The organism is Lentzea sp. CA-135723, assembly GCF_050936595.1.
GTDB lineage: Bacteria > Actinomycetota > Actinomycetes > Mycobacteriales > Pseudonocardiaceae > Lentzea.
This window is the reverse complement of sequence record NZ_JBNJMK010000002.1, coordinates 291,818-316,788: the sequence shown is the minus strand read 5'-3', so window position 1 is coordinate 316,788 and position 24,971 is coordinate 291,818. Positions and strand designations below refer to the sequence as shown.

At 67.3% G+C, this 24,971-nt stretch carries 19 protein-coding genes and 3 rRNA genes; 2 read left to right on the top strand and 20 right to left on the bottom strand.

Going from position 1 to position 24,971, the window contains the following annotated elements; translation table 11 throughout:
• Window positions 1-11: 11 nt before the first annotated feature.
• The 10 genes from recN to tyrS form a co-directional block, all read right to left on the bottom strand.
• Entirely contained in the window at window positions 12-1,793 is a 1,782-nt protein-coding gene (gene recN / locus ACQEU1_RS37435) for a DNA repair protein RecN (protein WP_433212897.1), read from the bottom strand.
• 80 nt (window positions 1,794-1,873) lie between these two features.
• Window positions 1,874-2,764, bottom strand: a complete 891-nt coding sequence (locus tag ACQEU1_RS37430; protein ID WP_433212894.1) for an NAD kinase — start codon at window positions 2,762-2,764, stop codon at window positions 1,874-1,876.
• On the bottom strand, window positions 2,761-3,558 hold the full coding sequence (locus ACQEU1_RS37425) for a TlyA family RNA methyltransferase (RefSeq protein ID WP_433212891.1): 798 nt from the start codon (window positions 3,556-3,558) through the stop codon (window positions 2,761-2,763). Before ACQEU1_RS37425 ends, ACQEU1_RS37430 begins: the two co-directional genes overlap by 4 nt.
• Before the next feature lie 6 nt (window positions 3,559-3,564).
• Window positions 3,565-3,732, bottom strand: a complete 168-nt coding sequence (locus ACQEU1_RS37420; RefSeq protein ID WP_433212888.1) for a hypothetical protein — start codon at window positions 3,730-3,732, stop codon at window positions 3,565-3,567.
• Between the two features lie 4 nt (window positions 3,733-3,736).
• On the bottom strand, window positions 3,737-4,531 hold the full coding sequence (locus tag ACQEU1_RS37415; RefSeq protein WP_433212885.1) for an HAD-IIA family hydrolase: 795 nt from the start codon (window positions 4,529-4,531) through the stop codon (window positions 3,737-3,739).
• On the bottom strand, window positions 4,528-7,017 hold the full coding sequence (locus ACQEU1_RS37410; protein WP_433212882.1) for a hypothetical protein: 2,490 nt from the start codon (window positions 7,015-7,017) through the stop codon (window positions 4,528-4,530). Before ACQEU1_RS37410 ends, ACQEU1_RS37415 begins: the two co-directional genes overlap by 4 nt.
• Window positions 7,018-7,112: 95 nt before the next feature.
• A 5S ribosomal RNA gene (gene rrf / locus ACQEU1_RS37405) occupies window positions 7,113-7,229 on the bottom strand.
• Window positions 7,230-7,340: 111 nt separating this feature from the next.
• Window positions 7,341-10,424 (bottom strand): 23S ribosomal RNA (locus tag ACQEU1_RS37400).
• Between the two features lie 344 nt (window positions 10,425-10,768).
• Window positions 10,769-12,285 (bottom strand): 16S ribosomal RNA (locus tag ACQEU1_RS37395).
• The 16S, 23S and 5S rRNA genes sit together here, the layout of an rRNA operon.
• Before the next feature lie 569 nt (window positions 12,286-12,854).
• Window positions 12,855-14,129 carry a tyrosine--tRNA ligase gene (gene tyrS / locus ACQEU1_RS37390; RefSeq protein WP_433212879.1) on the bottom strand — a complete coding sequence of 425 codons (1,275 nt, stop codon included), beginning with the start codon at window positions 14,127-14,129 and terminating at the stop codon, window positions 12,855-12,857.
• A gap of 137 nt (window positions 14,130-14,266) precedes the next feature.
• Here tyrS and ACQEU1_RS37385 point away from each other — a divergent pair, with 137 nt between their 5' ends.
• Both ACQEU1_RS37385 and ACQEU1_RS37380 read left to right on the top strand, forming a co-directional pair.
• Complete coding sequence (locus ACQEU1_RS37385) at window positions 14,267-14,659, top strand: hypothetical protein (protein WP_433212876.1); 393 nt, start codon at window positions 14,267-14,269, stop codon at window positions 14,657-14,659.
• 12 nt (window positions 14,660-14,671) lie between these two features.
• Entirely contained in the window at window positions 14,672-15,712 is a 1,041-nt protein-coding gene (locus tag ACQEU1_RS37380) for a TIR domain-containing protein (RefSeq protein ID WP_433212873.1), read from the top strand.
• On the opposite strand, the gene ACQEU1_RS37375 is transcribed toward ACQEU1_RS37380, so the two are convergent.
• The 10 genes from ACQEU1_RS37375 to argC are packed head-to-tail and all read right to left on the bottom strand — an operon-like array spanning window position 15,681 to window position 24,856.
• Window positions 15,681-16,952, bottom strand: a complete 1,272-nt coding sequence (locus ACQEU1_RS37375) for an SMI1/KNR4 family protein (protein ID WP_433212870.1) — start codon at window positions 16,950-16,952, stop codon at window positions 15,681-15,683. The two genes, ACQEU1_RS37380 and ACQEU1_RS37375, sit on opposite strands and share 32 nt — an antisense overlap.
• 32 nt (window positions 16,953-16,984) lie before the next feature.
• A complete protein-coding gene (locus ACQEU1_RS37370; RefSeq protein ID WP_433212867.1) occupies window positions 16,985-17,584 on the bottom strand; it encodes a DNA-3-methyladenine glycosylase in 600 nt (199 codons plus the stop codon).
• Entirely contained in the window at window positions 17,574-18,965 is a 1,392-nt protein-coding gene (gene argH, locus ACQEU1_RS37365) for an argininosuccinate lyase (RefSeq protein WP_433212864.1), read from the bottom strand. Before argH ends, ACQEU1_RS37370 begins: the two co-directional genes overlap by 11 nt.
• Before the next feature lie 12 nt (window positions 18,966-18,977).
• The gene (locus ACQEU1_RS37360; RefSeq protein ID WP_433212861.1) at window positions 18,978-19,244 is read right to left on the bottom strand and encodes an argininosuccinate synthase; all 267 of its coding nucleotides are present in this window, start codon (window positions 19,242-19,244) and stop codon (window positions 18,978-18,980) included.
• Entirely contained in the window at window positions 19,237-19,722 is a 486-nt protein-coding gene (locus tag ACQEU1_RS37355; protein WP_433212858.1) for an arginine repressor, read from the bottom strand. The genes ACQEU1_RS37360 and ACQEU1_RS37355 overlap by 8 nt, the downstream gene beginning before the upstream one ends.
• The gene (argF, locus tag ACQEU1_RS37350) at window positions 19,719-20,651 is read right to left on the bottom strand and encodes an ornithine carbamoyltransferase (protein WP_433212855.1); all 933 of its coding nucleotides are present in this window, start codon (window positions 20,649-20,651) and stop codon (window positions 19,719-19,721) included. The genes ACQEU1_RS37355 and argF overlap by 4 nt, the downstream gene beginning before the upstream one ends.
• A complete protein-coding gene (locus ACQEU1_RS37345; RefSeq protein WP_433212852.1) occupies window positions 20,648-21,805 on the bottom strand; it encodes an acetylornithine transaminase in 1,158 nt (385 codons plus the stop codon). The genes argF and ACQEU1_RS37345 overlap by 4 nt, the downstream gene beginning before the upstream one ends.
• The gene (gene argB, locus ACQEU1_RS37340) at window positions 21,802-22,674 is read right to left on the bottom strand and encodes an acetylglutamate kinase (protein WP_433212849.1); all 873 of its coding nucleotides are present in this window, start codon (window positions 22,672-22,674) and stop codon (window positions 21,802-21,804) included. The genes ACQEU1_RS37345 and argB overlap by 4 nt, the downstream gene beginning before the upstream one ends.
• Window positions 22,671-23,843, bottom strand: a complete 1,173-nt coding sequence (gene argJ, locus ACQEU1_RS37335; protein ID WP_433212846.1) for a bifunctional glutamate N-acetyltransferase/amino-acid acetyltransferase ArgJ — start codon at window positions 23,841-23,843, stop codon at window positions 22,671-22,673. Before argJ ends, argB begins: the two co-directional genes overlap by 4 nt.
• The gene (gene argC, locus ACQEU1_RS37330; RefSeq protein WP_433212843.1) at window positions 23,840-24,856 is read right to left on the bottom strand and encodes an N-acetyl-gamma-glutamyl-phosphate reductase; all 1,017 of its coding nucleotides are present in this window, start codon (window positions 24,854-24,856) and stop codon (window positions 23,840-23,842) included. The genes argJ and argC overlap by 4 nt, the downstream gene beginning before the upstream one ends.
• Window positions 24,857-24,971: the final 115 nt, after the last annotated feature.

Sequence of the window (24,971 nt, the reverse complement as noted above, 5' to 3'; positions counted from 1 at the left end):
CGTGAGCGGTGTCAGCCCTTCTTCTTGCGCCTGCGCACGACCGGCGCCGACGACTTGTCGGCCTTGGCCGCGGCCAGCAGCTCCTCGGCGTGCGCGCGACCGGTGTCGGTCGAGTCCATGCCGGCGAGCATGCGGGCGAGTTCCACGACCCGTTGCGTCTCGTCGAGCTTGCGCACGGCGGACCGCGTGAACGTGCCGTCTGCGGACTTGTCCACGACCAGGTGCCGGTCGGCGAACGCGGCGACCTGCGGCAGGTGCGTCACGACGATGACCTGGTGCGAGCGGGCCAGCCGGGCGAGCCTGCGCCCGACCTCGACCGCCGCGCGGCCACCGACACCGGCGTCGACCTCGTCGAACACCAGCGTGGGCACCGGGTCCGAGTGCGACAGCACGACCTCCAGCGCGAGCATGACGCGTGAGAGCTCACCGCCGGACGCGCCCTTGTGCACCGGCAGCGCGGGCGCGCCGGGGTGCGAGATCAGCCGCAGCTCCACGTCGTCCACCCCGGACGACCCGGCGTGCAGGATCGAACGCCCGACGGTCAACGCCTGCGCGTCACCCGCCTCGGCGTGCCGGGGCCGGACGGCCAGCTCGACCGTGGCGTGCGGCATGGCGAGCCCGTCGAGCTCCTCGCTGACGGCCTTGCCGAGCTCCAGCGCGGCCTCGGTGCGCGCGGCGGTGACGCGTTCGGCCAGGCCGGCCAGCTCGACGGCCAGCTCGTCGCGCCGGGTGGCCAGCGCGGTCAGCGCCTCCTCCGACGTGTCGAGCCCGTCGAGCCGGGACCGTGCGTCCGCGGCCCAGGCGATCACGCCGTCGACGTCGGCCGCGTACTTGCGGGTCAGCGCCTTCAGCTCGGCCTGCCGTTGCAGCACGGCCTCCAGGCGGCCGGGGTCGGCCTCCAGGTGGTCGAGGTAGCCGGAGATCTCGGCGCCGACGTCGGCGAGCAGCGTGGCGGCCTCGACCAGGCGGGGTTCCATCTCGCGGAGCTTCGGGTCCTCCGACGCCGACAGCCTGCGCGCGGCCTCGGAGATCAGGCCGAGCGCGCCGGGGTTGTCGGGATCGCCTTCGAGCGAGCCGGACACCGCGAACTGCGCGCCCTGGGCGGCCTCGCGGAGCTGGTCGGCGTCGGCGAGGCGACGGGCCTCGTCGTGCAGCTCGGCCTCTTCGCCCGGCTTGGGGTCGACCGCGTCGATCTCGGTCAGGCCGTGCCGCAGCAGGTCGGCCTCGCGGGCGAGCTCGCGGGAGCGTTCGGTGCGTTCTCGCAGCTCGGTCGAGACGCGCAGCCACTCCTCGCGGACCGACTGGTACGCGCGCAGCGGCTCGCCCACGTCGTCGCTCGCGAACCTGTCGAGCACACCTCGTTGCTCGGTCGGCCGCATGAGCCGCAGCTGGTCGTTCTGCCCGTGCACGGCGATGAGCTGCTCTGCCAGTTCGGACAGCACGCCGACCGGCACGGAACGGCCACCGACGTGCGCGCGCGAGCGGCCGTCGGACCCCACTGTGCGGATCGCGATCAGCGACCCGTCCTCGTCGGCCTCACCGCCGACCTCCTCCGCCACCTTCGCGGCAGGGCTGCCCGCCGGAGCCTGGAAGCGGCCTTCGACCACCGCTTTGTCGGCCCCGGTGCGGACCCGCGACGCCTCCGCCCGGCCACCGCCGAGCAGGTGCAACCCGGTCACGACCATGGTCTTGCCCGCGCCGGTCTCACCGGTGACCACGGTGAATCCGGGATCTAGTTCAAGGGTGGCCTCGTCGATCACGCCAAGGCCATTGATGCGCATCTCGGCCAGCACAGGGCGAACCTTACTTGTCGACTCCGACATTTCCTCGCGGGCACCATAACGAGCGAGTGCCGACGCACCGAGCGGCGCGATCAGCCTGCCGATGGTCCCCGCCAGCCCTTCACCGGCAGGTCGAACTTCTCGACCAGCCGGTCCGTGAACGGTGCCTGGCGCAGCCGCACGACCTTCAGCGGCACCGCGCCCTCCACGATCTCGATCCGCGCGCCCGCGGGCAGCTCGAACGTGCGCCGCCCGTCCGCGGACAGCGCCGCCGGGTGCCCGGTCGCCTCGATCTCGAACGCCACGTGCGACTTCGGCGAGACGACCAGCGGTCTCGCGAACAGGGCGTGCGCGTTGCTCGGCACGACCAGGATCGCCTGCACGTCCGGCCACACGACGGGGCCGCCGGCGGAGAACGCGTAGGCGGTGGAGCCCGTGGGCGTCGCGCACAGCACGCCGTCGCAGCCGAACGCCGACACCGGCCGTCCGTCGACCTCGACGACGACCTCGAGGATGCGTTCGCGGATCAGCTTCTCGACGCTGATCTCGTTGAGCGCCCAGGTCCGCACGACGACCTCGCCGTTCACCTTGGCGATCAGGTCGAGCGTCATGCGCTCTTCCACGAAGTAGTCGCGTTCCAGCACGTGCCCGACGGCCTCGTGCAACGCGTCCGAGTCGGCCTCCGCGAGGAACCCGACGCGGCCGAGGTTGACGCCGAGCACCGGCACGCGCGCGGGGCGGGCCAGTTCGGCGCCGCGCAGCAGCGTGCCGTCACCGCCCAGCACCAGCACCAGCTCGGTGCCTTCGGCCGCGTGGTCGTCGGCGGGCACGACCTTGGTGCAGCACGACGGGCCGAGGTCTCGTGCCTCGTCGTCGAGCACCCTCGTCGTGACGCCTCCGACCGCGAGGCGGCCTGCGACCTGACGGGCGAGATCGATGTTGCTCTGGTGACCGGTGTGGACGACCAGCAGGACTTCCCTCATTGGGGCCCTTCTTCGACGGCGGTGCGCACCATCTCGTCCGCGGGGACCGGTTCTCCCTTGCGGAGCCAGAGGAAGTATTCGACGTTGCCGGACGGGCCGGGCAGCGGGCTCGCGACGACCCCGTGCACGGCCAGACCGAGCTCGGCGGCGGCCCTGGTCACGTCGAGCACGGCGTCGGCGCGCAGTTCGGGCTCGCGCACGACGCCACCGGAGCCGAGGCGTTCCTTGCCGACCTCGAACTGCGGCTTGACCATCGGCAGCAGATCGCCTTCCTCGTCGAGGCACGCGGCCAGTGCGGGAAGCACAAGCCTCAACGAGATAAACGAAAGATCGGCCACCACGAGTTCAACTTCGCCGCCGATGTCCTCGGGTGTGAGGGTGCGGACGTTTGTCTTGTCCTTGACCACGACCCGGTCGTCGGTCTGCAGCTTCCAGTCGAGCAGACCCCTGCCGACATCGGCCGCGACGACCTGCCGTGCGCCCTTGCGCAGCAGCACGTCGGTGAAACCGCCAGTGGATGCGCCCGCGTCGAGACAGCGCTTTCCGGCCGGGTCGATCCCGAAGCCGTCGAGCGCGCCGATGAGCTTGTGGGCACCGCGCGACGCCCAGTTGGGGTCGTTGGCGATGTCCTTGACGACGACCGCGTCGGAGGTCTCCACGGCGGTCGCGGGCTTGGTCGCGACGGTGCCGCGCACCTTCACGCGCCCGTCCGCGACGAGTTGGCTGGCGTGCTCACGGGACCTGGCGAGCCCCCTGCGCACGAGTTCGGCGTCGAGCCGCACCCTGCGAGGCACTGTGCATCACACCTTGTCGATGCTCGACAGCGCGTCGGTGAGCGTCGCGTGCACCGCGTCGAACCGGCCCACGTGCTCGTCCAGGGGAACGTTCTCGAGCCCGTCGAGCCGCTCCAGCGCGCCTTCGATGGCGTCGGCCGGGTTCGGCGGCGGTCCGGGCAGGGGGTAGCTCACGGTCTTACGGTAGCCGATGCAGTACCGACAGGTCCGCGCCGACATACGTGGGCTTTTGCTCATCCGGAAGCGCTTGCGCCTCTTGTTCGGTCGATACACCCGTGAGCACGAGCAGTGAGTCCATGCCGGCGTTCACCGCGCCCAGGATGTCCGTGTCGAGGCGGTCGCCGATGACCAGCGGGCGGTGCGCGCCGAGGTCCTTCGCCGCTTGCTGGAGCAACGGCGTGGCGGGCTTGCCGGCGACCAGCGGTTCCTGGTCGGTCGCGGTCTTCAGGGCAGCGACGAGGCTGCCGTTGCCGGGGAGCAGGCCGCGTTCGGTGGGCAGGGTGGCGTCGACGTTGCACGCCACCCACAGCGCGCCGTTGCGGATGGCCACGGTGGCCTCGGCCAGCTCGCGCCAGCCGAGGTCCATCGAAAGGCCCTGCAGGACCGCCACCGCGCCGTCGGCTGTGTCGGTCGGGACGAGCCCGCGCTTCAGCACCTCGGCCTGGAGGGCCTTGGTGCCGAGCACGAGCACGGTGGAGCGCTTCGGCAGGCGGTCGGCCAGCATGGCCGCGCCCGCCTGGGAGGAGGTGCTCACCTCGTCGACGTTCGTCTCGAACCCGAGCTCGACGAGGTGGTCGGCCACCGTCTGCGGTGAGCGGGAGGCGTTGTTGGTGACGTAGCGGATGCCGACGCCCTTGCTCCTGGCCGCCGCAATCGCTTCGGCGGCTCCCGGCACGGCCTCGTTCCCGCGGTAGACGGTGCCGTCGAGATCGATCAGCAACGCGTCGTACCTGTCGACCAGCGTCTCGCTCACTGTTCCGGCGTCTCCTCCTGGGTCAGCTCGAACGCGCGCTCGGCGGCGTCCGTCTCCCCTTCGTCGTCAGCCTCGGCGGCGTTGAGGAACCACTTGACGGCTTCCTCGGTACGCCCGGCCGCGGCCAGGTTGTCGGCGTAAGCGTAGAAGAGCCGCGCGGAGTAGGGCGTGCGCTGCCCCGGGTCGAGGTCGGGACCCTGCAACGCGACCACGGCCGCGTCCAACTGTCCCATGTCCCGGCGAGCACCGGCCGCGACGATCCGCAGCTCGATCTCGTCCTCCTGGGACAGCTCCTTGGCCGCCGGGTCCTTGGCGAGGTCGATCGCCCGCTCCGGCCGGCCGAGCGCCCGCTCGCAGTCCGCCATGATCGCCAGGTGGCCCGGTCCGGGCATCATCCGGCGAGCGGCCCGCAGCTCGCTGAGCGCCTCGGCCCACTCGTCCGCGAAGTACGCCGTCAGCCCGGCGGCCTCGCGCACGACACCGACCCGCGCCGCCTTGCTGCGCGCGTACCGGGCGTGCTCCAGCGCGAGCTCCGGCTCCTCGTCGATCAGCAGCCCGGCCGCGGCCAGGTGCTTGCCGACGAGCTCCGCGAGGCCCTTGGGAAGGCTGCGCAGCTCGAGCTTGATCTCGGGGTCGAGCAGCGAGAGGTCGGCTTCCTCGGGCAGCTCGGGCCGTCCGCCACGGGGCGCGGGCGCCTCGTCGCGAACCTCTTCTGCCTCGTCCGCGTCATCGCTCTGGTCGTCCGCGTCGTCCTGGGTGCCGGCCTCGGCGTCGGCGACCGTCTCGGTCTCCTCGTCCTCGGTCTCGTCGTCGGCCGCGTCCTCGGCGTCGGCCTTGGCGGCCTCGCGACCGGCGGCACGGGTGGCGGCGGCGCCGTCACCGAGCCGGTAGCCGGCGCGCTCGCCCTGCTCGGTCACCTCGGCCTCGGCACCGTCCTCGACGGTGTCCTTGGCGACGGTCTCCTGCTCGGCGATGCGCTCCTGGAACCGCGCGGCCCGCTCACGGCTGCGCTCGTCGCGCTTGTCATCACTGGCCGAACGCTCGTCGGACCGGACGTCGTCCCGCACGACCTCGTCCTTGCGGTAGCCACCGCGGTCGTCGTCGCGCCGGAAGCCACCGCGGTCACCCGCGTCGTTCTTCCGGTAGCCACCCCGGTCGCCGGAGTCGCTCCTGCGGTACCCGCCGCGGTCGCTCGAACCCTGACCCCGGTTCCCGCCGCGCTCGTCGTCCCGGCGGAAGCCGCCGCGGTCGTTCGAACGGTCGCCGCGGTACCCGCCACGATCGCTCGACTCGCTCTTGCGGTAGCCAGGCCGGTCGCCCGAGCCCTGCCCGCGGTACCCACCGCGGTCGCCGCCACGCTCGTCATCGCGCCGGAAGCCGCCGCGGTCGCTGGAACCCCGGTAGCCACCACGATCACCACCGCGGTCGTCCTTGCGGAACCCACCACGATCGCCGGAACGCTCGCCGCGGAAACCACCCCGGTCGCCGGAGTCGTCCCTGCGGAACCCGCCGCGGTCACCGGAGCGCTCGCCGCGGAAACCGCCGCGCTCGCCGGAGTCGTCCTTGCGGAAGCCGGGACGGCCACCCCGGTCGCCGGAGTCGCTCTTGCGGTAGCCACCGCGGTCGTCGTCGCGCCGGAACCCGCTGCGGTCGCTCGACCCCTGCCCCCGGTAACCACCGCGATCGCCGCCGCGGTCGTCCTTGCGGAACCCACCACGATCACCGGAACGCTCGCCGCGGAAACCACCCCGGTCGCCGGAGTCGTCCTTGCGGTAGCCGGGACGGTCGCTTCCGCCCTGGCCGCGGTACCCACCGCGGTCGCCGCCACGCTCGTCGTCCCGCCGGAAGCCGCCACGGTCGCTGGAACCCCGGTAGCCACCACGGTCACCACCGCGGTCGTCCTTGCGGAACCCACCACGGTCACCGGACTCGCTCTTGCGGTAACCGGGACGGTCACCCGAGTCGCTCTTCCGGAAACCGGGACGGTCGCCGGAGTCGCTCTTGCGGAAACCGCCGCGATCGCTGCCGCCCTGGCCCCGGTAACCGCCACGGTCGCCGGAGTCGTCCTTGCGGTAGCCGCCACGATCACTGGAGCCCTGGCCCCGGTAGCCGCCGCGGTCGCCTGAATCGTCCTTGCGGTAGGCCGGGCGGTCACTGCGGTAGCCGCCGCGGTCGCTCGAGCCCTGGCCGCGAGAACCGCCGCGGTCGCTCGAACGGTCGCCGCGGTAGCCACCGCGATCGCCGGAGTCGTCCTTGCGGTAGCCACCGCGGTCGCTGGAACCCTGACCGCGGTAACCGCCGCGGTCGCCTGAGCCGGCGCGGTTGTCTCGACGGTCGCCGCTGTTGCTGCGGTCGCCGGAGCCTTCACCACGCGGGGAGTTGCTGCTGAACTTTCGATCGCCTGACGTACGGCCACTGTCGGAATGGCGCGGTCGGTCTCCCTGGCCACGCTGACGGTCGCCGGGACGATCCCCGAACCTGGACACCAAATCCTCCTACTTACTTGGAAACGCTGAAAGGGGCCTGTGAGCGATGCACTGTAATTGTGCCCCGCGATCACAAGCCCCTTCAGGGAAGTAAAGTTCGGCGGCGACCTACTCTCCCACACCGTAACCAGTGCAGTACCATCGGCGCAGAAGGGCTTAACTACCGGGTTCGGAATGGGACCGGGTGTTTCCCCAACGCTATAACCACCGAAACACTATGGAATTCAACCAGCAACCCCGACCAGCAAGCTGAACCAGCCTTGCGGGGGGTCGATCGGTTCTGGTTGTTCTCCCAGAACCGCACAGTGGATGCGTAGCGTCTTTGTAACAAGTCCTCGGCCTATTAGTACCAGTCAGCTCCAACCGTTACCGGTCTTCCACCTCTGGCCTATCAACCCAGTGGTCTAGCTGGGGGCCTTAACTCACGAAGAGTGGGATACCTCATCTTGGAACGAGCTTCCCGCTTAGATGCCTTCAGCGGTTATCCCTTCCGAACGTAGCCAACCAGCAATGCTCTTGGCAGAACAACTGGCACACCAGCGGTCCGTCCGTCCCGGTCCTCTCGTACTAGGGACAGCCTTCCTCAAGTATCCTACGCGCGCGGCGGATAGGGACCGAACTGTCTCACGACGTTCTAAACCCAGCTCGCGTACCGCTTTAATGGGCGAACAGCCCAACCCTTGGGACCTACTCCAGCCCCAGGATGCGACGAGCCGACATCGAGGTGCCAAACCATCCCGTCGATATGGACTCTTGGGGAAGATCAGCCTGTTATCCCCGGGGTACCTTTTATCCGTTGAGCGACCACGCTTCCACAAGCCATGGCCGGATCACTAGTTCCGACTTTCGTCCCTGCTCGACCCGTCAGTCTCACAGTCAAGCTCCCTTGTGCACTTGCACTCAACACCTGATTGCCAACCAGGCTGAGGGAACCTTTGAGCGCCTCCGTTACTCTTTGGGAGGCAACCGCCCCAGTTAAACTACCCACCAGGCACTGTCCCTGATCCGGATCACGGACCGAGGTTAGACATCCAATACGACCAGAGTGGTATTTCAACGATGACTCCACAACCACTGGCGTGGCCGCTTCACAGTCTCCCACCTATCCTACACAAGCCGAATCGAACACCAATACCAAGCTATAGTAAAGGTCCCGGGGTCTTTCCGTCCTGCCGCGCGTAACGAGCATCTTTACTCGTAATGCAATTTCGCCGGGCCTGCGGTTGAGACAGTCGAGAAGTCGTTACGCCATTCGTGCAGGTCGGAACTTACCCGACAAGGAATTTCGCTACCTTAGGATGGTTATAGTTACCACCGCCGTTTACTGGCGCTTAAGTTCTCAGCTTCGCCCCGAAGGACTAACCGGTCCCCTTAACGTTCCAGCACCGGGCAGGCGTCAGTCCATATACATCGTCTTGCGACTTCGCATGGACCTGTGTTTTTAGTAAACAGTCGCTTCTCGCTGGTCTCTGCGGCCGTCTCGCCCTAGCCCGCAAGAGGCTTCAAGCGCTACGGCCCCCCTTCTCCCGAAGTTACGGGGGCATTTTGCCGAGTTCCTTAACCACAGTTCGCCCGATCGCCTCGGTATTCTCTACCTGACCACCTGTGTCGGTTTGGGGTACGGGCCGCGTGAAAGCTCGCTAGAGGCTTTTCTCGGCAGCATGGGATCACTCTACTTCGCCTCAATCGGCTACGCATCACGTCTCAGGATATGTGAGGCACGGATTTGCCTATGCCTCTCCCTACACGCTTGCACCAGTACTACCACTCACTGGCGGAGCTACCCTCCTGCGTCACCCCATCGCTTGACTACTACAAGTTCAGGTCCCGCGCTCCACATTCCATCTAGCTCCGAAGAGTTTCGACAGGTGCTTCGGGCGGTTAGTATCACAAGGTTCATCATGGGCGCGTTCACACGGGTACGGGAATATCAACCCGTTGTCCATCGACTACGCCTGTCGGCCTCGCCTTAGGTCCCGACTTACCCTGGGCGGATTAGCCTGGCCCAGGAACCCTTGGTCATCCGGCGGACGAGTTTCTCACTCGTCTTTCGCTACTCATGCCTGCATTCTCACTCGCATAGCGTCCACGGCTGGATTACTCCGCCGCTTCAACCGCTACACGACGCTCCCCTACCCATCCCGAGTCAAGCTCGAAATGACACAGCTTCGGTGGTGTGCTTAAGCCCCGCTACATTGTCGGCGCAGGACCACTTGACCAGTGAGCTATTACGCACTCTTTAAAGGGTGGCTGCTTCTAAGCCAACCTCCTGGCTGTCTGTGCGACCCCACATCCTTTCCCACTTAGCACACACTTAGGGACCTTAGCTGGCGTTCTGGGCTGTTTCCCTCTCGACTACGAAGCTTATCCCCCGCAGTCTCACTGCCGCACTCTCACACCACGGTATTCGGAGTTTGGTTGATTTCGGTAAGCTTGTGGGCCCCCTAGACCATCCAGTGCTCTACCCCCGCGGTGAAACATACGACGCTGCACCTAAATGCATTTCGGGGAGAACCAGCTATCACGGTGTTTGATTGGCCTTTCACCCCTAACCACAGCTCATCCCCCAGGTTTTCAACCCTGGTGGGTTCGGGCCTCCACGCGGTCTTACCCGCGCTTCACCCTGGCCATGGCTAGATCACACCGCTTCGGGTCTAGACCACGCGACTCAAGCGCCCTATTCAGACTCGCTTTCGCTACGGCTACCCCACACGGGTTAACCTCGCCACGTAGCACTAACTCGCAGGCTCATTCTTCAAAAGGCACGCCGTCACCCCTAAAGGCTCCGACGGATTGTAGGCACACGGTTTCAGGTACTATTTCACTCCCCTCCCGGGGTACTTTTCATCTTTCCCTCACGGTACTAGTCCGCTATCGGTCACCAGGGAGTATTTAGGCTTAGCGGGTGGTCCCGCCAGATTCACAGCGAATTTCACGAGTACGCTGCTACTTGGGAACACTCTAAACAGACGCTACGTTTTCGAGTACGAGGGTTTCACTCTCTACGCCCGTGCTTTCCAGACACGTTCCTCTAACGATGCGTTTTCTGACTGTTTGCCAGTCCGGCAGAACTGACCAAGAGGTCCCACGACCCCGCGAATGCAACCCCTGCCGGGTATCACACAGACGCGGTTTAGCCTCATCCGCTTTCGCTCGCCACTACTCACGGAATCACGGTTGTTTTCTCTTCCTGCGGGTACTGAGATGTTTCACTTCCCCGCGTTCCCTCCACATACCCTATGTGTTCAGGTATGGGTGACCCCACATGACTGGGGCCGGGTTTCCCCATTCGGAAATTCTAGGATCTCAGCTCGGTTGACAGCTCCCCTAGACTTTTCGCAGTCTCCTACGTCCTTCATCGGCTCCTGGTGCCAAGACATCCACCGTATGCCCTTACTAACTTGCTACAAAGATGCTCGCATCCACTGTGCAGTTCTCAAAGAACAATCAGATCCACCAGCTCTACTGCGCGATGCCGGCCTAACCCAGTGGCTAGGTGGTTCATCCGCGGCCGATGGCCGATCACTGAAAGACACTAAGCGTGTTCTCTCAGGACCCAACAGCGTACCGATCTGTTCATCCAGCCCCTTCGACACCTTTCCACGCAGGCGAACCTGCAGTACTCACTGTCAAAGCAACCGAACGTCTAGCCAGCCAGCATCCACTAATGAGCCCTACCCAGCATCGAGGCTGGTGCAGGTTCTGGCTTCTGCTGAGACGTTCGCTCAGAACAGAAGCAGATGCTCCTTAGAAAGGAGGTGATCCAGCCGCACCTTCCGGTACGGCTACCTTGTTACGACTTCGTCCCAATCGCCAGTCCCACCTTCGACCGCTCTCCCCCTTGCGGGTTGAGCCACGGGCTTCGGGTGTTACCGACTTTCGTGACGTGACGGGCGGTGTGTACAAGGCCCGGGAACGTATTCACCGCAGCGTTGCTGATCTGCGATTACTAGCGACTCCGACTTCACGGGGTCGAGTTGCAGACCCCGATCCGAACTGAGACCGGCTTTATGGGATTCGCTCCACCTCGCGGTTTAGCAGCCCTTTGTACCGGCCATTGTAGCATGTGTGAAGCCCTGGACATAAGGGGCATGATGACTTGACGTCATCCCCACCTTCCTCCGAGTTGACCCCGGCAGTCTCCCATGAGTCCCCACCATTACGTGCTGGCAACATGGAACGAGGGTTGCGCTCGTTGCGGGACTTAACCCAACATCTCACGACACGAGCTGACGACAGCCATGCACCACCTGTACACCGGCCACAAGGGGGCCAATATCTCTACTGGTTTCCAGTGCATGTCAAGCCCAGGTAAGGTTCTTCGCGTTGCATCGAATTAATCCACATGCTCCGCCGCTTGTGCGGGCCCCCGTCAATTCCTTTGAGTTTTAGCCTTGCGGCCGTACTCCCCAGGCGGGGTGCTTAATGCGTTAGCTGCGGCACAGAGGGCGTGGAAGCCCCCCACACCTAGCACCCACCGTTTACGGCGTGGACTACCAGGGTATCTAATCCTGTTCGCTCCCCACGCTTTCGCTCCTCAGCGTCAGTATCGGCCCAGAGACCCGCCTTCGCCACCGGTGTTCCTCCTGATATCTGCGCATTTCACCGCTACACCAGGAATTCCAGTCTCCCCTGCCGAACTCAAGTCTGCCCGTATCGACCGCAAGCTTGGAGTTAAGCCCCAAGTTTTCACGGCCGACGCGACAAACCGCCTACGAGCTCTTTACGCCCAATAATTCCGGACAACGCTCGCACCCTACGTATTACCGCGGCTGCTGGCACGTAGTTAGCCGGTGCTTCTTCTGCAGGTACCGTCACTTGCGCTTCGTCCCTGCTGAAAGAGGTTTACAACCCGAAGGCCGTCATCCCTCACGCGGCGTCGCTGCATCAGGCTTTCGCCCATTGTGCAATATTCCCCACTGCTGCCTCCCGTAGGAGTCTGGGCCGTGTCTCAGTCCCAGTGTGGCCGGTCACCCTCTCAGGCCGGCTACCCGTCGTCGCCTTGGTAGGCCATTACCCCACCAACAAGCTGATAGGCCGCGGGTCCATCCCATACCGCCGGAACTTTCCACCCTCAATCATGCGATCGAAGGTCGTATCCGGTATTAGACCTCGTTTCCAAGGCTTATCCCAGAGTACAGGGCAGGTTACCCACGTGTTACTCACCCGTTCGCCGCTCGTGTACCCCGAAGGGCCTTACCGCTCGACTTGCATGTGTTAAGCACGCCGCCAGCGTTCGTCCTGAGCCAGGATCAAACTCTCCAATAAGGATTGTGTTTGATCGCTCCAGACGGAATATGTCTGGCAATCTGGTATTACTCTCAAAGGAATACCCCGACGAGGGGTATTCATATTACTGGCTGTGTTTCGGCACGCTGTTGAGTTCTCAAAGAACACGCGCTCATCATCACGATCCGCCACACGGCGACTCGATCCGAGGCTGTGTCATACATAAGCTTGTGTTTGAAACTTCCGACGCCCTTGGCCTCTGAGCTCAGACGAGCTACCGGCTGGGTCTTCATCGTTTCGCGGTCACCCACTCTACCACACTCAGTGGAAGCTTGGTTCGTGACCTGCGTCGCGCTCCGTTCCGGTGTTCCCGGCCCGTTCCTCGCTGACATGGAGAAAGTTACACGCACGCCAACTGAGGGTCAAATCGGGGGCAACCCGGCTACCCGCGATCCGAAAACCGCAGGTCAGCAGCCCCGTACAGGACCCTCCGACCACGCTATCCCACCCCAAACCCGCGCACACTGTGACCGCGATCACACCAAGAAAGATCGAAGGCCGTCGGTCCGACACCGGACCGACGGCCTTCAGAGACCCGAACGTGCAGGTCAGAGCACCACGTGGACGCTCGCGTTGTTCCTCTTGCCGCGACGGAGCACCAGCCACCTGCCGTGCAGCAGGTCCGAAGACGCCGGCTTCCACTCCTCGTCGGTCACCTTCGCGTTGTTCACGTAGGCGCCGCCCTCGTTGACCGTCCGCCGCGCGGCGCCCCGGCTCTCGGCCAGGCCTGACGCGATCAGCAGGTCGACGATCGTGGGCTCGTCCGCCAGCCGGACCTCCCCCTTGGGCGCCTCGGCCAGCGCGGCCTGGAGCACCGGCTCGTCGAGGTCCCGCAGCTCACCGCGGCCGAACAGCGCCGACGACGCGAGCACGACCTGCTGCGTCGCGCGTTCCCCGTGGACCAGGTCGGTGAACTCCTGCGCGAGACGCTTCTGCGCGGCCCGCTGGTGCGGCGCCTCCGCGGTCTGCTTCTCGAGCTCGTCCAGTTCCTCACGCGTGAGGAACGTGAACAGCCGCAGGTAGTTGAGCACCGTGACGTCGTCGACGTTCACGAAGTACTGGTACCAGGCGTACGGCGAGGTCATCTCCGGGTCGAGCCACACGCTGCCGCCGCCGGTGGACTTGCCGAACTTGCGGCCCTCGGCGTCGGTGACCAGCGGTGCGGTCAGGGCGTGCACGTGCCTGCCCTCGACCCGGCGGATCAGGTCGACGCCGCCGACGATGTTGCCCCACTGGTCCGAGCCGCCGACCTGCAGCGCGGTGCCGTACTTGCGGTTGAGCTCCAGGTAGTCGTTGGACTGCAGGAGCAGGTAGCTGAACTCGGTGTACGACATGCCGTCGCCTTCGAGGCGGCGCTTCACCGTCTCCCGCGACAGCATGACGTTGATCGAGAAGTGCTTGCCGACGTCGCGCAGGAACTCCAGCGCGCTGACCTGGCCGGTCCAGTTGAGGTTGTTCTCGACGATGGCGCCGGTGGGCGAGTCGTCGAAGTCGACGAACCGCTCCAGCTGGCCGCGGATGCGCTCGGCCCACTCGGCGACGGTGTCGAGCGAGTTGAGCGTGCGCTCACCCGTGTCGCGCGGGTCGCCGATCATGCCCGTCGCGCCGCCGGCCATCACGATCGGCCGGTGCCCGGCGCGCTGGAAGCGGCGCAGCATGAGCAACGGGACCATGTTGCCCGCGTGCAGCGACTTCGCCGTCGGGTCGAACCCGCAATAGAGGGTGAGCGGGCCGGCGTCCAGGTCCTTCCGCAGTGCGTCGAGGTCGGTGGACGTCGCGATCAGGCCGCGCCAGGCAAGTTCGTCAAGGATGTGCTCGCTCACGCCCCTCATTGTCGCCTACCTGGTCCAACAGGTTTCGACCCGGTGTGCTCACGGGTACGCACGTGGACATGACGGATCCACGTGATGCGGAGTTACGGCGGCCCACCGAGCGCCTGCCGCGTGTGAACGAACCACACATGCCTCGTGTCAACGAGCCGGTGGTCGAAGAGATCGTCCAGCGCGACGACGACTACCGCAGGGTGCGGACGGTGCGGACCGTCTGCGCGATCATCGACATCATCTGCTGGACGTTCGCCATCGTGCTGTTGGTGCACATCTTCCTCGTCATCGCCGGTGCCAACGCCGGCAACGGGTTCTTCCAGTTCGTCGCGGGCTGGGCGGACGGCATCACCCTGGGCCTGGACGGTCTGTTCACGCCGGACAACGCCTCCGTGGCGACGCTTCTGAACGAAGGCCTCGCCGCTCTCTTGTGGTTGGTCATCGGTGCGTTGCTGACGAACCTCATCACGCGCGTTGCACTGCCGTCGGGTCACCGGCGTGCCTGGTACCGCAGGACGGTGCGCCCCTAAGAGAATCAAGGGGTGGCCGAGTACGAGTTCGACGTCGCCCTGTCGTACGCCGAGGAGGACCAGCACCTGGTCCTCCCGATCGTCGAACTGCTGAAGGGCTCCGAGGTCGAGGTCTTCCACAGCAGGGAGCGCGAGGCCGAGATGTGGGGCCTTGACCTGGTGGAGTACTTCTCGGAGGCCTTCAGCAGTCGTGCGAGGTACGTGCTGCTCTTCACCTCGCGTCACTACGTGGGCAAGTGGTCACGCCTGGCACGACGCACGGCGCTAGGGCGCGCGCTGGAGCTGCACACGGAATACGTGCTGCCGATCCGCATCGACGACACCGCGGTGCCCGGCCTTTCCCCACACGTCGCCTATCTGGACGTGCGAGTGCACGACGCGACAACGATCGCGGACGCCGTCGTCCAGAAGCTCGCGCAGCACCGCGCCGAGTTCACGCCCACGACCCCGATCACGCCGAAGTCCGTGGCCGCGCTCGTTCGCGAGAAGCCGCGCGGCTGGGAGTACCTGCTCTACGCAACCGTTGTGGCGCAAGGGCTTGAAGCGTTGCAGCAGAAGTACCGCGAGCACTTCCTGCGCTACTCGCCGCGCAACGGCACGGTCGAGCACGGCAGCGGCATCGAGCTGATCCGCGACCGCAACGTGCTGCTGAGCGAGATCATCGCGGTCGCCGTCGACTCGGTGTTCACGCCCGCGACGCAGGAGGCCGCGTTCGGCCGGTCGGGCGAGCCGGGCGACGCCGACCGCATCGTGCACCTCGGCGAGCTGTTCGTGCGGACGTTCGAGGAGATCCTTGAGTGGGCACGGGGAATCCACGGCACGAGCTACGCCGATGCCAACGCACGGACAGCAGCGCGCGTACAGGCGCGGTTCGCCGACCGTCAGCTGGAAGCGATGCACAAGGTGGCGCGCGACCTCCGTGAGGTGGCGGACACGTTGGTCGAACGGCTGACGGCCGGCGAGGTCATCGACATGACCGTGCCGCTGGTGTTCGAGGTGGAACCGGCGCTGGAGCTGGAGTTCAAGGCCGCGCTGGAACGACTGCCCCGCTGATCACCTCGTAGGGCCGTTCCGCGCCACGCTCACGAGCCCATGCGAGCGCACGGAGCAATGACGACTCACCGGTGAGAGTCGCTGCGGCAGGCGTAAGAGAACAACGCTGCCACTGTTCGACGTTCAACGTGAGGTGGTCGACGGGTGGCAGCGATTCGACGTCCACCTCCGCACCGGAAACGTCGAGCACGCGCAGGTTCGGGTACGTGGGCAGCTCAACGCGCGCACCGCTGACCGTGAGAGAGCGCAGGGTCTCGCACTTCGGCAGCTCGATCTCGTCGGCCATCACGTGAAGGCTTTCCAGCGGCAGGTGTGCGAGGTCCTCCAGGCGCACGGAGCCGCCGCCCCTGATCCAGAGTTCGCGCAGGGAGGTGAGGCGGGCGAGCAGGCCGAAGTCGAGGTCACCGGGATCGTGCAGGACCAGCTTCTGCAGGGTCGTGGCCAGCGCGGCCACCCCGTCGGGCCCGAGGTCAGGGACCTTCCAGCTCGCTTCGAGCTTGCCGTGACCAGGACCGTCTGGTGACTGCGCCCAGGCCGTCGCGGACTCCGCCAGGTAGGTCAGCGGTGCCTCGCCGGCCAGCTGGATGATCTGGCCGATCCGGCCGTTCGGGCCGGGGGCGAGGTCGACGCACAGGTTGTCGCCCCACTCGTTGGACGCGATGGGCACCCACAGCGGATGGAACTGCACGGTCCGCACGGCTCCGGGAGGGCCCACGTAGAGCAACGTCTCGCCCCAGAACTCCGGATCGTTCTCCACCATCGAGCGGTAGAGGCGCCACGCGCTGATGATGTCGTCTGGCGGGTACAGGTCGATTTCGTCATCGATCTGCACACCGCTCGCGTACAGCTCGTGCACCTCCGGCGGCAGCGGTGCGCCGATCACGGCCTCTACGTCGGCCAGCGTCGACACGGGCGACGGCTCGGGGAGCTCGGGCCTGGTCCGCAGCACGGTGTAGATCGGCGGGAGGTGGCCGGTGCGCTGCCCGACGTCCTCGGTGACGACGGCCTCGAAGGTGCCGTCCTGGAAGATCCGCAGCTCCAGCACGACCGGTCGGGTCAGGCCGATCGGGTACAGCTTCTGCTCGTAACCGGAGTGGCCCAGGAGCACGTCGTCCGGCCGGGCGTCGATCCGGTGGCCTCCCCCGCCTCCGCTGAGCGACGCTCTGAGCGTCAGCTCCTCGAAGTCGGATTCGACAGACGACAGCAGTTCCCGTGCGACAGCGGCGAGCGCGTCCTTCATCTGGTCCCCCAAGATCGTTCGAGGGGCAGATCCTAAGCGCGCCGTTTTCCGCCGCGTTTGTAGGTCGAGACGGCAGGCGAGTCGATCCAGAACCGCCACGGCACGTCCATCGCCACGGCAACGCCAACGCGCGGTCCGGAACGCACGACCGTGGCCGGTTCATCTGCTGCGTACAGACGCACGGGCGAAGAAGGGGACGTCAGCTCGAGGCCGTTCTGCGAGCGGTCCAGCCCGAGGACCTTGCACAACCGTGCGGGTCCCTTCGCCAGTTCGGCCGCGGAACGTGATGCAGGCCTACGAGAGAAGGCGATGTCCTCACCTTCAACGACTTCCCCCGCGCGCAGCAGCACCGCACCCGGTACGCCGTCGGTCAGCGTCACGACGTTGGCGCAGAAGTGCATGCCGTAGACGAAGTAGACGTACAGGAACCCGGCCGGGCCGAACATGACCTCGTTGCGCGGGGTCTTGCCGCGGTAGCAGTGCGACGCCGGGTCGTCGCCGCCCCGGTACGCCTCCACCTCGACGATGCGCACGCGCACGCCGCCCGCCTCCAGGTGCGAACCGAGGAGGAGCCGGGACGCATCGACCGGGTCGATGGCCAGCTCCTCCCTGGTCAGCTGCCTAGAACTCACGTGCGGCAGCGGCCTTCCCCACCAGAGCGTCCAGCTGCTCGCGGACGCGTGCGGGAGCGGTGCCGCCGTGGGCGTCGCGGGAGGCGATGGAGCCCTCGACGGTCAGGACCGAACGGACCTCGGGCGTCAAGGAGGGCGAGATCGCGAGGAACTCCTCGTCGGTCAGGTCCTCCAGGCCGACGCCGCGGGACTCGGCCGCGCGGACGCACGCGCCGGCGGCCTCGTGGGCCACGCGGAACGGAACTCCCTGGCGCACCAGCCATTCCGCGATGTCGGTGGCCAGGGTGAAGCCGGCCGGGGCCAGCGACGCCATGCGGTCCACGTCGAACCGAAGCGTCGCCACCATGCCCGCGAACGCCGGGAGCAGGAGCTCCAGCTGCGCGACCGAGTCGAACAGCGGTTCCTTGTCCTCCTGCAGGTCGCGGTTGTAGGCCAGCGGCTGGGCCTTCAACGTCGCCAGCAGGCCGGCCAGGTTGCCGATCAGGCGGCCGGACTTGCCGCGGGCGAGCTCCGCGACGTCCGGGTTCTTCTTCTGCGGCATGATCGAGCTGCCGGTCGACCACGCGTCGTCGAGCACCGCGAAGCGGAACTCGGCGGTGGTCCAGATGATGATCTCCTCGGCGATCCGCGAGAGGTTCACGCTGACCATGGCCAGCACGAACGCGATCTCGGCGGCGAAGTCGCGGGAGGCGGTGCCGTCGATCGAGTTCTCGACCGGCGCGTAGAAGCCCAGGTCAGCGGCCACCTTCGCCGGGTCGAGACCCAGCGACGACCCGGCCAGCGCGCCCGAGCCGTACGGGGAGAACGCGGCGCGCTTGTCCCAGTCGTGCAGGCGGTCGACGTCACGCAGCAGCGAGTGCGCGTGCGCCAGGAGGTGGTGGGAGAGCAGCACGGGCTGTGCGGACTGCAGGTGCGTGCGGCCCGGCATCACGGCGCCGAAGTGCGTCTCGGACTGGGCGGCCAAAGCGTCCACGACGTCCAGCACACCGGCGGCGACCCGGCGGGCCGCGTCGCGCAGCCACATCCGGAACAGCGTCGCCACCTGGTCGTTGCGCGAACGGCCCGCGCGCAGCTTGCCGCCGAGCTCGGTGCCGGCGCGGTCGATCAGGCCCCGCTCCAGCGCCGTGTGGACGTCCTCGTCCTCCAGCACCGGGGTGAACGCACCGGACTCGACGTCGGCGAGCAGCTCGTCCAGCGCCTTCTGCATGCCCGCGAGCTCGTCGTCGGTCAGCAGATCGGCCGCGTGCAGCACACGGGCGTGTGCGCGCGAGCCCGCGATGTCGTACGGCGCGAGCCGCCAGTCGAAGTGCGTCGACAGCGACAACCGCGCCATCGCCTCGGCCGGTCCCGACTCGAACCTGCCACCCCACAAAGAACTCATCACACGCAACTTTCAGCTAGCGAAGTCGTAAAGAGATTCTTCCGAACGGGCCACGAGCCCGACGACGCGCCCCTCGTGCAGCGCGACGTCGACCTCCCCGCAGCCCGACGGCAATGCCATCCGTGCGACGCGCAACGCGACCGAGCCCAGGCTGGACCTGACCACACCGGCGCGGAAGTTCAGCTCGCGCACCGCCTCGGCGACGGACATGGTCTCCCCGTCCACCGCCACGACCACGCCCTCGTCGAACGCCACCACGGCGTGCACGGGCTCATTCATCGACGTCGCCCGCCGCGAGCGCGGTGATCCGCTCGGCGAGCTCGGCGCCGGTCATCGGTTCGCGGGCCACGACGAGGATGGTGTCATCGCCCGCTATCGTGCCGACTACCTCGTGCAATGCGGCGCGGTCCAGCGCCGAGGCGAGGAACTGCGCGGCACCCGGTGGAGTGCGCAGCACCGCGAGGTTGCCGGAGTGGTCCGTGGACACCAGCAGCTCGCCCAGCACCCTGACCAGGCGCGTGGTGCCGCCCTGGACACCGCGCACCGGGCTGCCGTCCTCGGGGATCACGTAGACCGGCGCACCGCCGTCAGGGCCGCGCAGCTTGACCGCGCCGAGCTCGTCCAGGTCGCGCGACAACGTGGCCTGTGTGACCTCGATGCCTTCCGCCGCCAGCAGCTTCGCGAGCTCGGACTGGCTGCGCACGGCCTGATGCGACACCATCTCGACGATGCGACCCTGACGGGCGGTGCGGGTCATGACGACTGCTCCAGCAACCACACGAGAAGCGCCTTCTGCGCGTGCAGCCTGTTCTCCGCTTCCTGCCACACGAGCGACTGCGGGCCGTCGAGCACCTCGTCGGTGATCTCCCAGCCGCGGTGCGCGGGCAGGCAGTGCAGCACCGTCGAGTCCGGCTTGCCCGTCGCCCCCAGCAACGCGGCGTTCACCTGGTACGGGCGGAACGGGCCGACGCGGTCCTTGCCGTCGTTCTCCTGTCCCATCGACGTCCAGGTGTCGGTGACCAGCACGTCCGCGCCGTCGACCGACGCCTGCGGGTCGCTGATCAACGCCACCGAGCCGCCGGTCTCGGCGGCGCGCTTCTTGGCGTCCTCCAGGATCTGCGGGTTCGGCACGAAACCGGCGGGCGCGCCGATGCGGACGTGCATACCGGCCGTGGCACCGCCCAGCAGCAGTGAGTGCGCCATGTTGTTGGCGCCGTCGCCCAGGTACGTGAGCGTCAGACCGGCCAGCTTGCCGTAACGGCGGCGGATCGTCTGCAGGTCCGCGAGCACCTGGCACGGGTGGAACTCGTCCGTCAGCGCGTTGACCACGGGAATGCGCGACACGGACGCCATGGCCTCCATGCGGGCCTGGGCGAACGTCCGCCACACCACCGCGTCCACGTACCCGGACAGGATGCGCGAGGTGTCCTCGATCGTCTCCTCGCGGCCCAGCTGCATCGACCGGCCGTCGATGATCACCGGGTTGCCGCCGAGCTGCGCGATGCCGACCTCGAACGAGAGGCGCGTGCGCGTCGAGTTCTTCTCGAAGATCACGGCGACGGACTTGGGGCCCGCCAGCGGCTTCGCGGTGAACCGGTCCGACTTGTAGACGTCGGCCAGGTCGAGGACGGCCGCCTGCTCCTCGGTGGTCAGGTCGTCGTCGCGAAGGAAGTGCCGAAGCGTCACTGCGTCTCCTCGATGAAAGTGGGGAGCGCGGCGACGAAGGCCTGCGCGTCGGAGGCTTCCAGCACGAGCGGCGGGGCGAGCCGCAGCACGTCCGGCTGGATCGGGTTGATCAGGTAGCCGGCCTTCTGCGCGGCCGCCGCGGCCTTCGCCGAGACCGCCTCGCGCAGCATGATGCCGAGCAGCAGGCCGGCTCCCCTGACCCCGGCGATCGCGGGGTGGTGCAACGCCTCGACGCCGGTGGCGATCTCCTTGCCGACGGACGAGACGTGCTCCAGCAGGCCTTCCGAGGCGATGGTGTCGATCACGGCGAGACCCGCCGCGCAGCACACCGGGTTGCCGCCGTAGGTGGTGCCGTGGTGGCCGGGCTTGAACAGGTCGGCCGCCGCGCCGAACCCGATGGTGGCGCCCAGCGGCAGTCCGCCGCCGATGCCCTTGGCGAGCGTCATGACGTCCGGCACGATCCCGGCCTGCTGGAACGCGAACCACGTGCCGAGCCGGCCGATGCCCGTCTGCACCTCGTCGAGGATGAACAGCGCGCCGTGCTCGGAGGTGATCCGGCGGGCCTCCTGCAGGTACCCGGCGGGCGGCACCATGACGCCCTGCTCGCCCTGGATCGGCTCGACGATGAACGCCGCGGTGTCGTCGTCGACCGCCGCCTCCAACGCCGCCACGTCACCGAACGGCACGTGCTCGACGCCGGGGACCAGCGGCTCGAACGGCGCGCGCTTCGGCTGCTGGCCGGTGAGCGTCAACGCGCCCATCGTGCGGCCGTGGAACCCGCCGAGCGTGGAGATGATCTTGGTGCGGCCGGTGAGGCGCGCCATCTTGAGCGCGGCCTCGTTGGCCTCGGCGCCGGAGTTGCAGAAGAACACCTTGCCGGGCTCGCCCGCGAGGTCCAGCAGCCGTTCGGCGAGCTTCAGCGCGGGCTCGTTGACGTACAGGTTGCCGGTGTGGCCGAGCTTCGCGATCTGCGTGGAGACCGCCTCGACGATCGCCGGGTGCGCGTGCCCCAGCGCGTTGACGGCGAGACCGGTCAGCAGGTCCACGTACCGGTTGCCGTCGGCGTCCCAGACGTGCGCGCCCTCACCGCGTTCGAGCTGCAACGCCGGCGTGCCGTAGTTGTCCATCATGGACTGTTGCCAGCGAGTGGTCATTTGTTGTCCCCCAAAACCATGGTGCCGACACCTTCGCTGGTGAAGACTTCGAGCAGAACGCTGTGGGCCAGCCGGCCGTCGATCACGTGCGCCTGCGGGACACCGCCGCGCACCGCGCGCAGGCAGGCCTCCATCTTCGGCACCATGCCGCTCTCCAGGTCCGGCAGGATCTTCTCCAGCTCGGAGACGCGGATCTGGTCCACCAGCGACGACCTGTCGGGCCAGTTCGAGTACAGGCCCTCGACGTCCGTGAGCACGACGAGCTTCTCCGCGCCCAACGCCACGGCCAGTGCACCCGCCGCCGTGTCCGCGTTCACGTTGTGCGGCACGCCGTGCACATCTGGCGCCACCGACGACACGACCGGGATACGGCCCGCACGCACGATGTCGAGCACCGCGTCCGGGTTGACCTCGGTGATGTCGCCGACGAGACCGATGTCGACCTCCTCGCCGTCCACGATCGCGCCGCGGCGGGTCGCGGTGAACAGGTGCGCGTCCTCGCCGGAGATGCCGACGGCGTACGGGCCGTGCTGGTTGATCAGGCCGACGAGCTCACGCCCGACCTGCCCGACCAGGACCATCCGCACGACGTCCATGGCCTCGGGCGTGGTGACGCGCAGGCCGCCGCGGAACTCGCTGTGGATGCCGAGCTTGTCGAGCATCGACTTGATCTGCGGGCCGCCGCCGTGCACGACGACCGGGCGCAGGCCGCACAGCCGCAGGAACACCATGTCCTCGGCGAACGCCTTCTTCAGCTCGTCGTCGACCATGGCGTTGCCGCCGTACTTGACGACGACGAGCGCGCCCCGGAACCGTTCCAGCCACGGCAGCGCCTCGACGAGGACGGCTGCCTTCTCTTGTGCGTTCATGAGGAGTACGCGCTGTTCTCTTCGACGTAGTCGTGGGACAGGTCCGTGGTGAGCACGGTGGCTTCGGCCTCGCCGACGTTGAGGTCGATGACGATCTCGATGTCACGGCCGGAGAGGTCGGCTTCCGAACGGTCGCGGTCGCGGGTTCCGTTGCGGTACAACGAGACGCCGTTGATGATGATCTGCAGGACGTCCGGGTCGATCTCGGCGTCCGCGCGGCCCAGGGCCATCGCGATCCGGCCCCAGTTGGGGTCGCTGCCGAAGAGCGCCGTCTTCACCAGGTTGTCCTCGGCGACGGTCCGTCCGATGTGGACGGCCTCGGCCTCGGTGGCGGCCTGCCGGACGGTGATGCTGACCTCCTTCGTCACGCCCTCGGCGTCGCCCTGGAGCTGTTTGACCAGGTCACCCGCGACCTCGGTCAGCAACGCCACGAAGTCGTCGAACGACGGCTCGACCGCGGAGGCACCCGAGGCGAGCACCAGCACGGTGTCGTTGGTGGACGTGCCGCCGTCGACGTCGAGCCGGTCGAACGTGCGCGACACGGCCTGCCGCAACGCCTTGTCCAGCGACTCACCGGAGATCTTGGCGTCGGTCGTGATCACCGACAGCATCGTGGCCATGTTCGGGGCGAGCATGCCCGCGCCCTTCACGAACCCGCCGACCGACCAGCCCTGCTCGGAGGCCTTCCACGACTGCTTGGGACGGCTGTCCGTGGTCATCACGCCGGTGGCCGCGTTCAGGCCCGCCTCGACGGTCGAGTCGAGCGCCTTGGCGACGTTCTCGACGCCGGTGAGGATCTTGTCCATCGGCAGGCGCTCGCCGATCAGGCCGGTGGAGCAGACCGCGACGTCGACCGCGCCGGTGCCGAGCACGTCGGCGACCTTCTCCGCGGTGGCGTGCGTGTCCTGGAAGCCCTCGGGACCGGTGCACGCGTTGGCGCCACCGGAGTTGAGCACGACCGCGCGCAGTCGGCGCGACTGGATCACCTGCTGCGACCACAACACCGGCGCGGCCTTCACCTTGTTCGTGGTGAAGACCCCCGCGGCGGAGTCGGACGGCCCGTCGTTCACGACGAGCGTCAGATCGAGTGCACCGGATTCCTTGATCCCGGCGGCGATGCCGGCCGCGCGGAAGCCCTGGGGTCCGGTGACGCCCTTGTTGCGGTTCACGGAGCGACTCCAACGGTCGAGAGGCCGGTCGTTTCCGGCAGTCCGAGAGCGAGGTTCATGCACTGGACAGCGGCACCGGCGGTGCCCTTGGCCAGGTTGTCGACGGCGGCCACGACCACGAGCCTGCCGAGGTCGGCGTCGACGGTGACTTGCAGCTGCACGGCGTTCGACCCCAGCACGGCGTTCGTCGTCGGCCAGAGCCCTTCCGGCAGCAGGTGCACGAACGGCTCGTCCGCGTACGCCTTCTCGTAGGCCGCGCGAACGTTTGCGGAGGGGTCCCTGAGCGTGGCCGTGCAGGTCGCGAGGATGCCCCGGGACATCGGTGCGAGCACCGGCGTGAAGCTGACCCTGATCGGACGGCCCGCGGCGGCGCTCAGGTTCTGGGTGATCTCTGGCGTGTGCCGGTGTGCGCCGCCGACGCCGTACGCGCTGGCGGACCCCATCACCTCGGACCCGAGCAGGTTGGTCTTCAGCGACTTGCCGGCGCCACTGGTACCTGACACCGCGACGACGACGACCTCGTCCTCGATGAGGTCCACGGCCGGTGCGAGCGCCAAGGAGGAAACGGTCGGGTAGCAGCCGGGCACGGCGACGCGGCGGGCGCCGACGAGCGCGTCCCGCCCGTTGGGAAGCTCGGGCAACCCGTACGGCCAGGTGCCCGCGTGCTCCCCGCCGTACCACCGCGTCCAGTCGTCCGCGCTGGTCAGCCGGTGGTCGGCGCCGCAGTCGATCACGACCGTGTCGTCGCCGAGTTGCTCGGCGAGTGCTGCTGAGTGACCGTGGGGTAGTGCGAGGAACACCACGTCGTGGCCCTTCAGGGTCTCGACTGTGGTGTCTTGTAGTTCTCGGTCGGCGAGCGGCAGGAGGTGCGGCTGGTGCTTGAGCAGCTTGTCGCCGGCGCTGCTGTTGGCCGTCAGCGCGCCGATCTCGATGTCCGGGTGGCCCAGTAGCAGGCGGAGCAGCTCGCCACCCGCGTACCCGCTGGCGCCCGCGACCGCGATCCTCACTGTCATACGCATGATTATGCACGTTCGTGCAAACTCACTCAACAGCGAGTTCGCGCCCGGTGAACTCGCCGCCGTCTGCGAAGCAGCGGCCAACAAACACGGCCACCTGGCTACCTGAACG

Coding starts and splice junctions, on each gene's coding strand:
- ACQEU1_RS37430 (WP_433212894.1), bottom strand. CDS start 2,764: ATGAGGGAAGTCCTGCTGGTCGTCCACACCGGTCACCAGAGCAACATC.
- ACQEU1_RS37385 (WP_433212876.1), top strand. CDS start 14,267: ATGCCTCGTGTCAACGAGCCGGTGGTCGAAGAGATCGTCCAGCGCGAC.
- ACQEU1_RS37375 (WP_433212870.1), bottom strand. CDS start 16,952: ATGAAGGACGCGCTCGCCGCTGTCGCACGGGAACTGCTGTCGTCTGTC.
- argH (WP_433212864.1), bottom strand. CDS start 18,965: ATGAGTTCTTTGTGGGGTGGCAGGTTCGAGTCGGGACCGGCCGAGGCG.
- ACQEU1_RS37360 (WP_433212861.1), bottom strand. CDS start 19,244: ATGAATGAGCCCGTGCACGCCGTGGTGGCGTTCGACGAGGGCGTGGTC.
- ACQEU1_RS37355 (WP_433212858.1), bottom strand. CDS start 19,722: ATGACCCGCACCGCCCGTCAGGGTCGCATCGTCGAGATGGTGTCGCAT.
- ACQEU1_RS37345 (WP_433212852.1), bottom strand. CDS start 21,805: ATGACCACTCGCTGGCAACAGTCCATGATGGACAACTACGGCACGCCG.
- argB (WP_433212849.1), bottom strand. CDS start 22,674: ATGAACGCACAAGAGAAGGCAGCCGTCCTCGTCGAGGCGCTGCCGTGG.
- argC (WP_433212843.1), bottom strand. CDS start 24,856: ATGACAGTGAGGATCGCGGTCGCGGGCGCCAGCGGGTACGCGGGTGGC.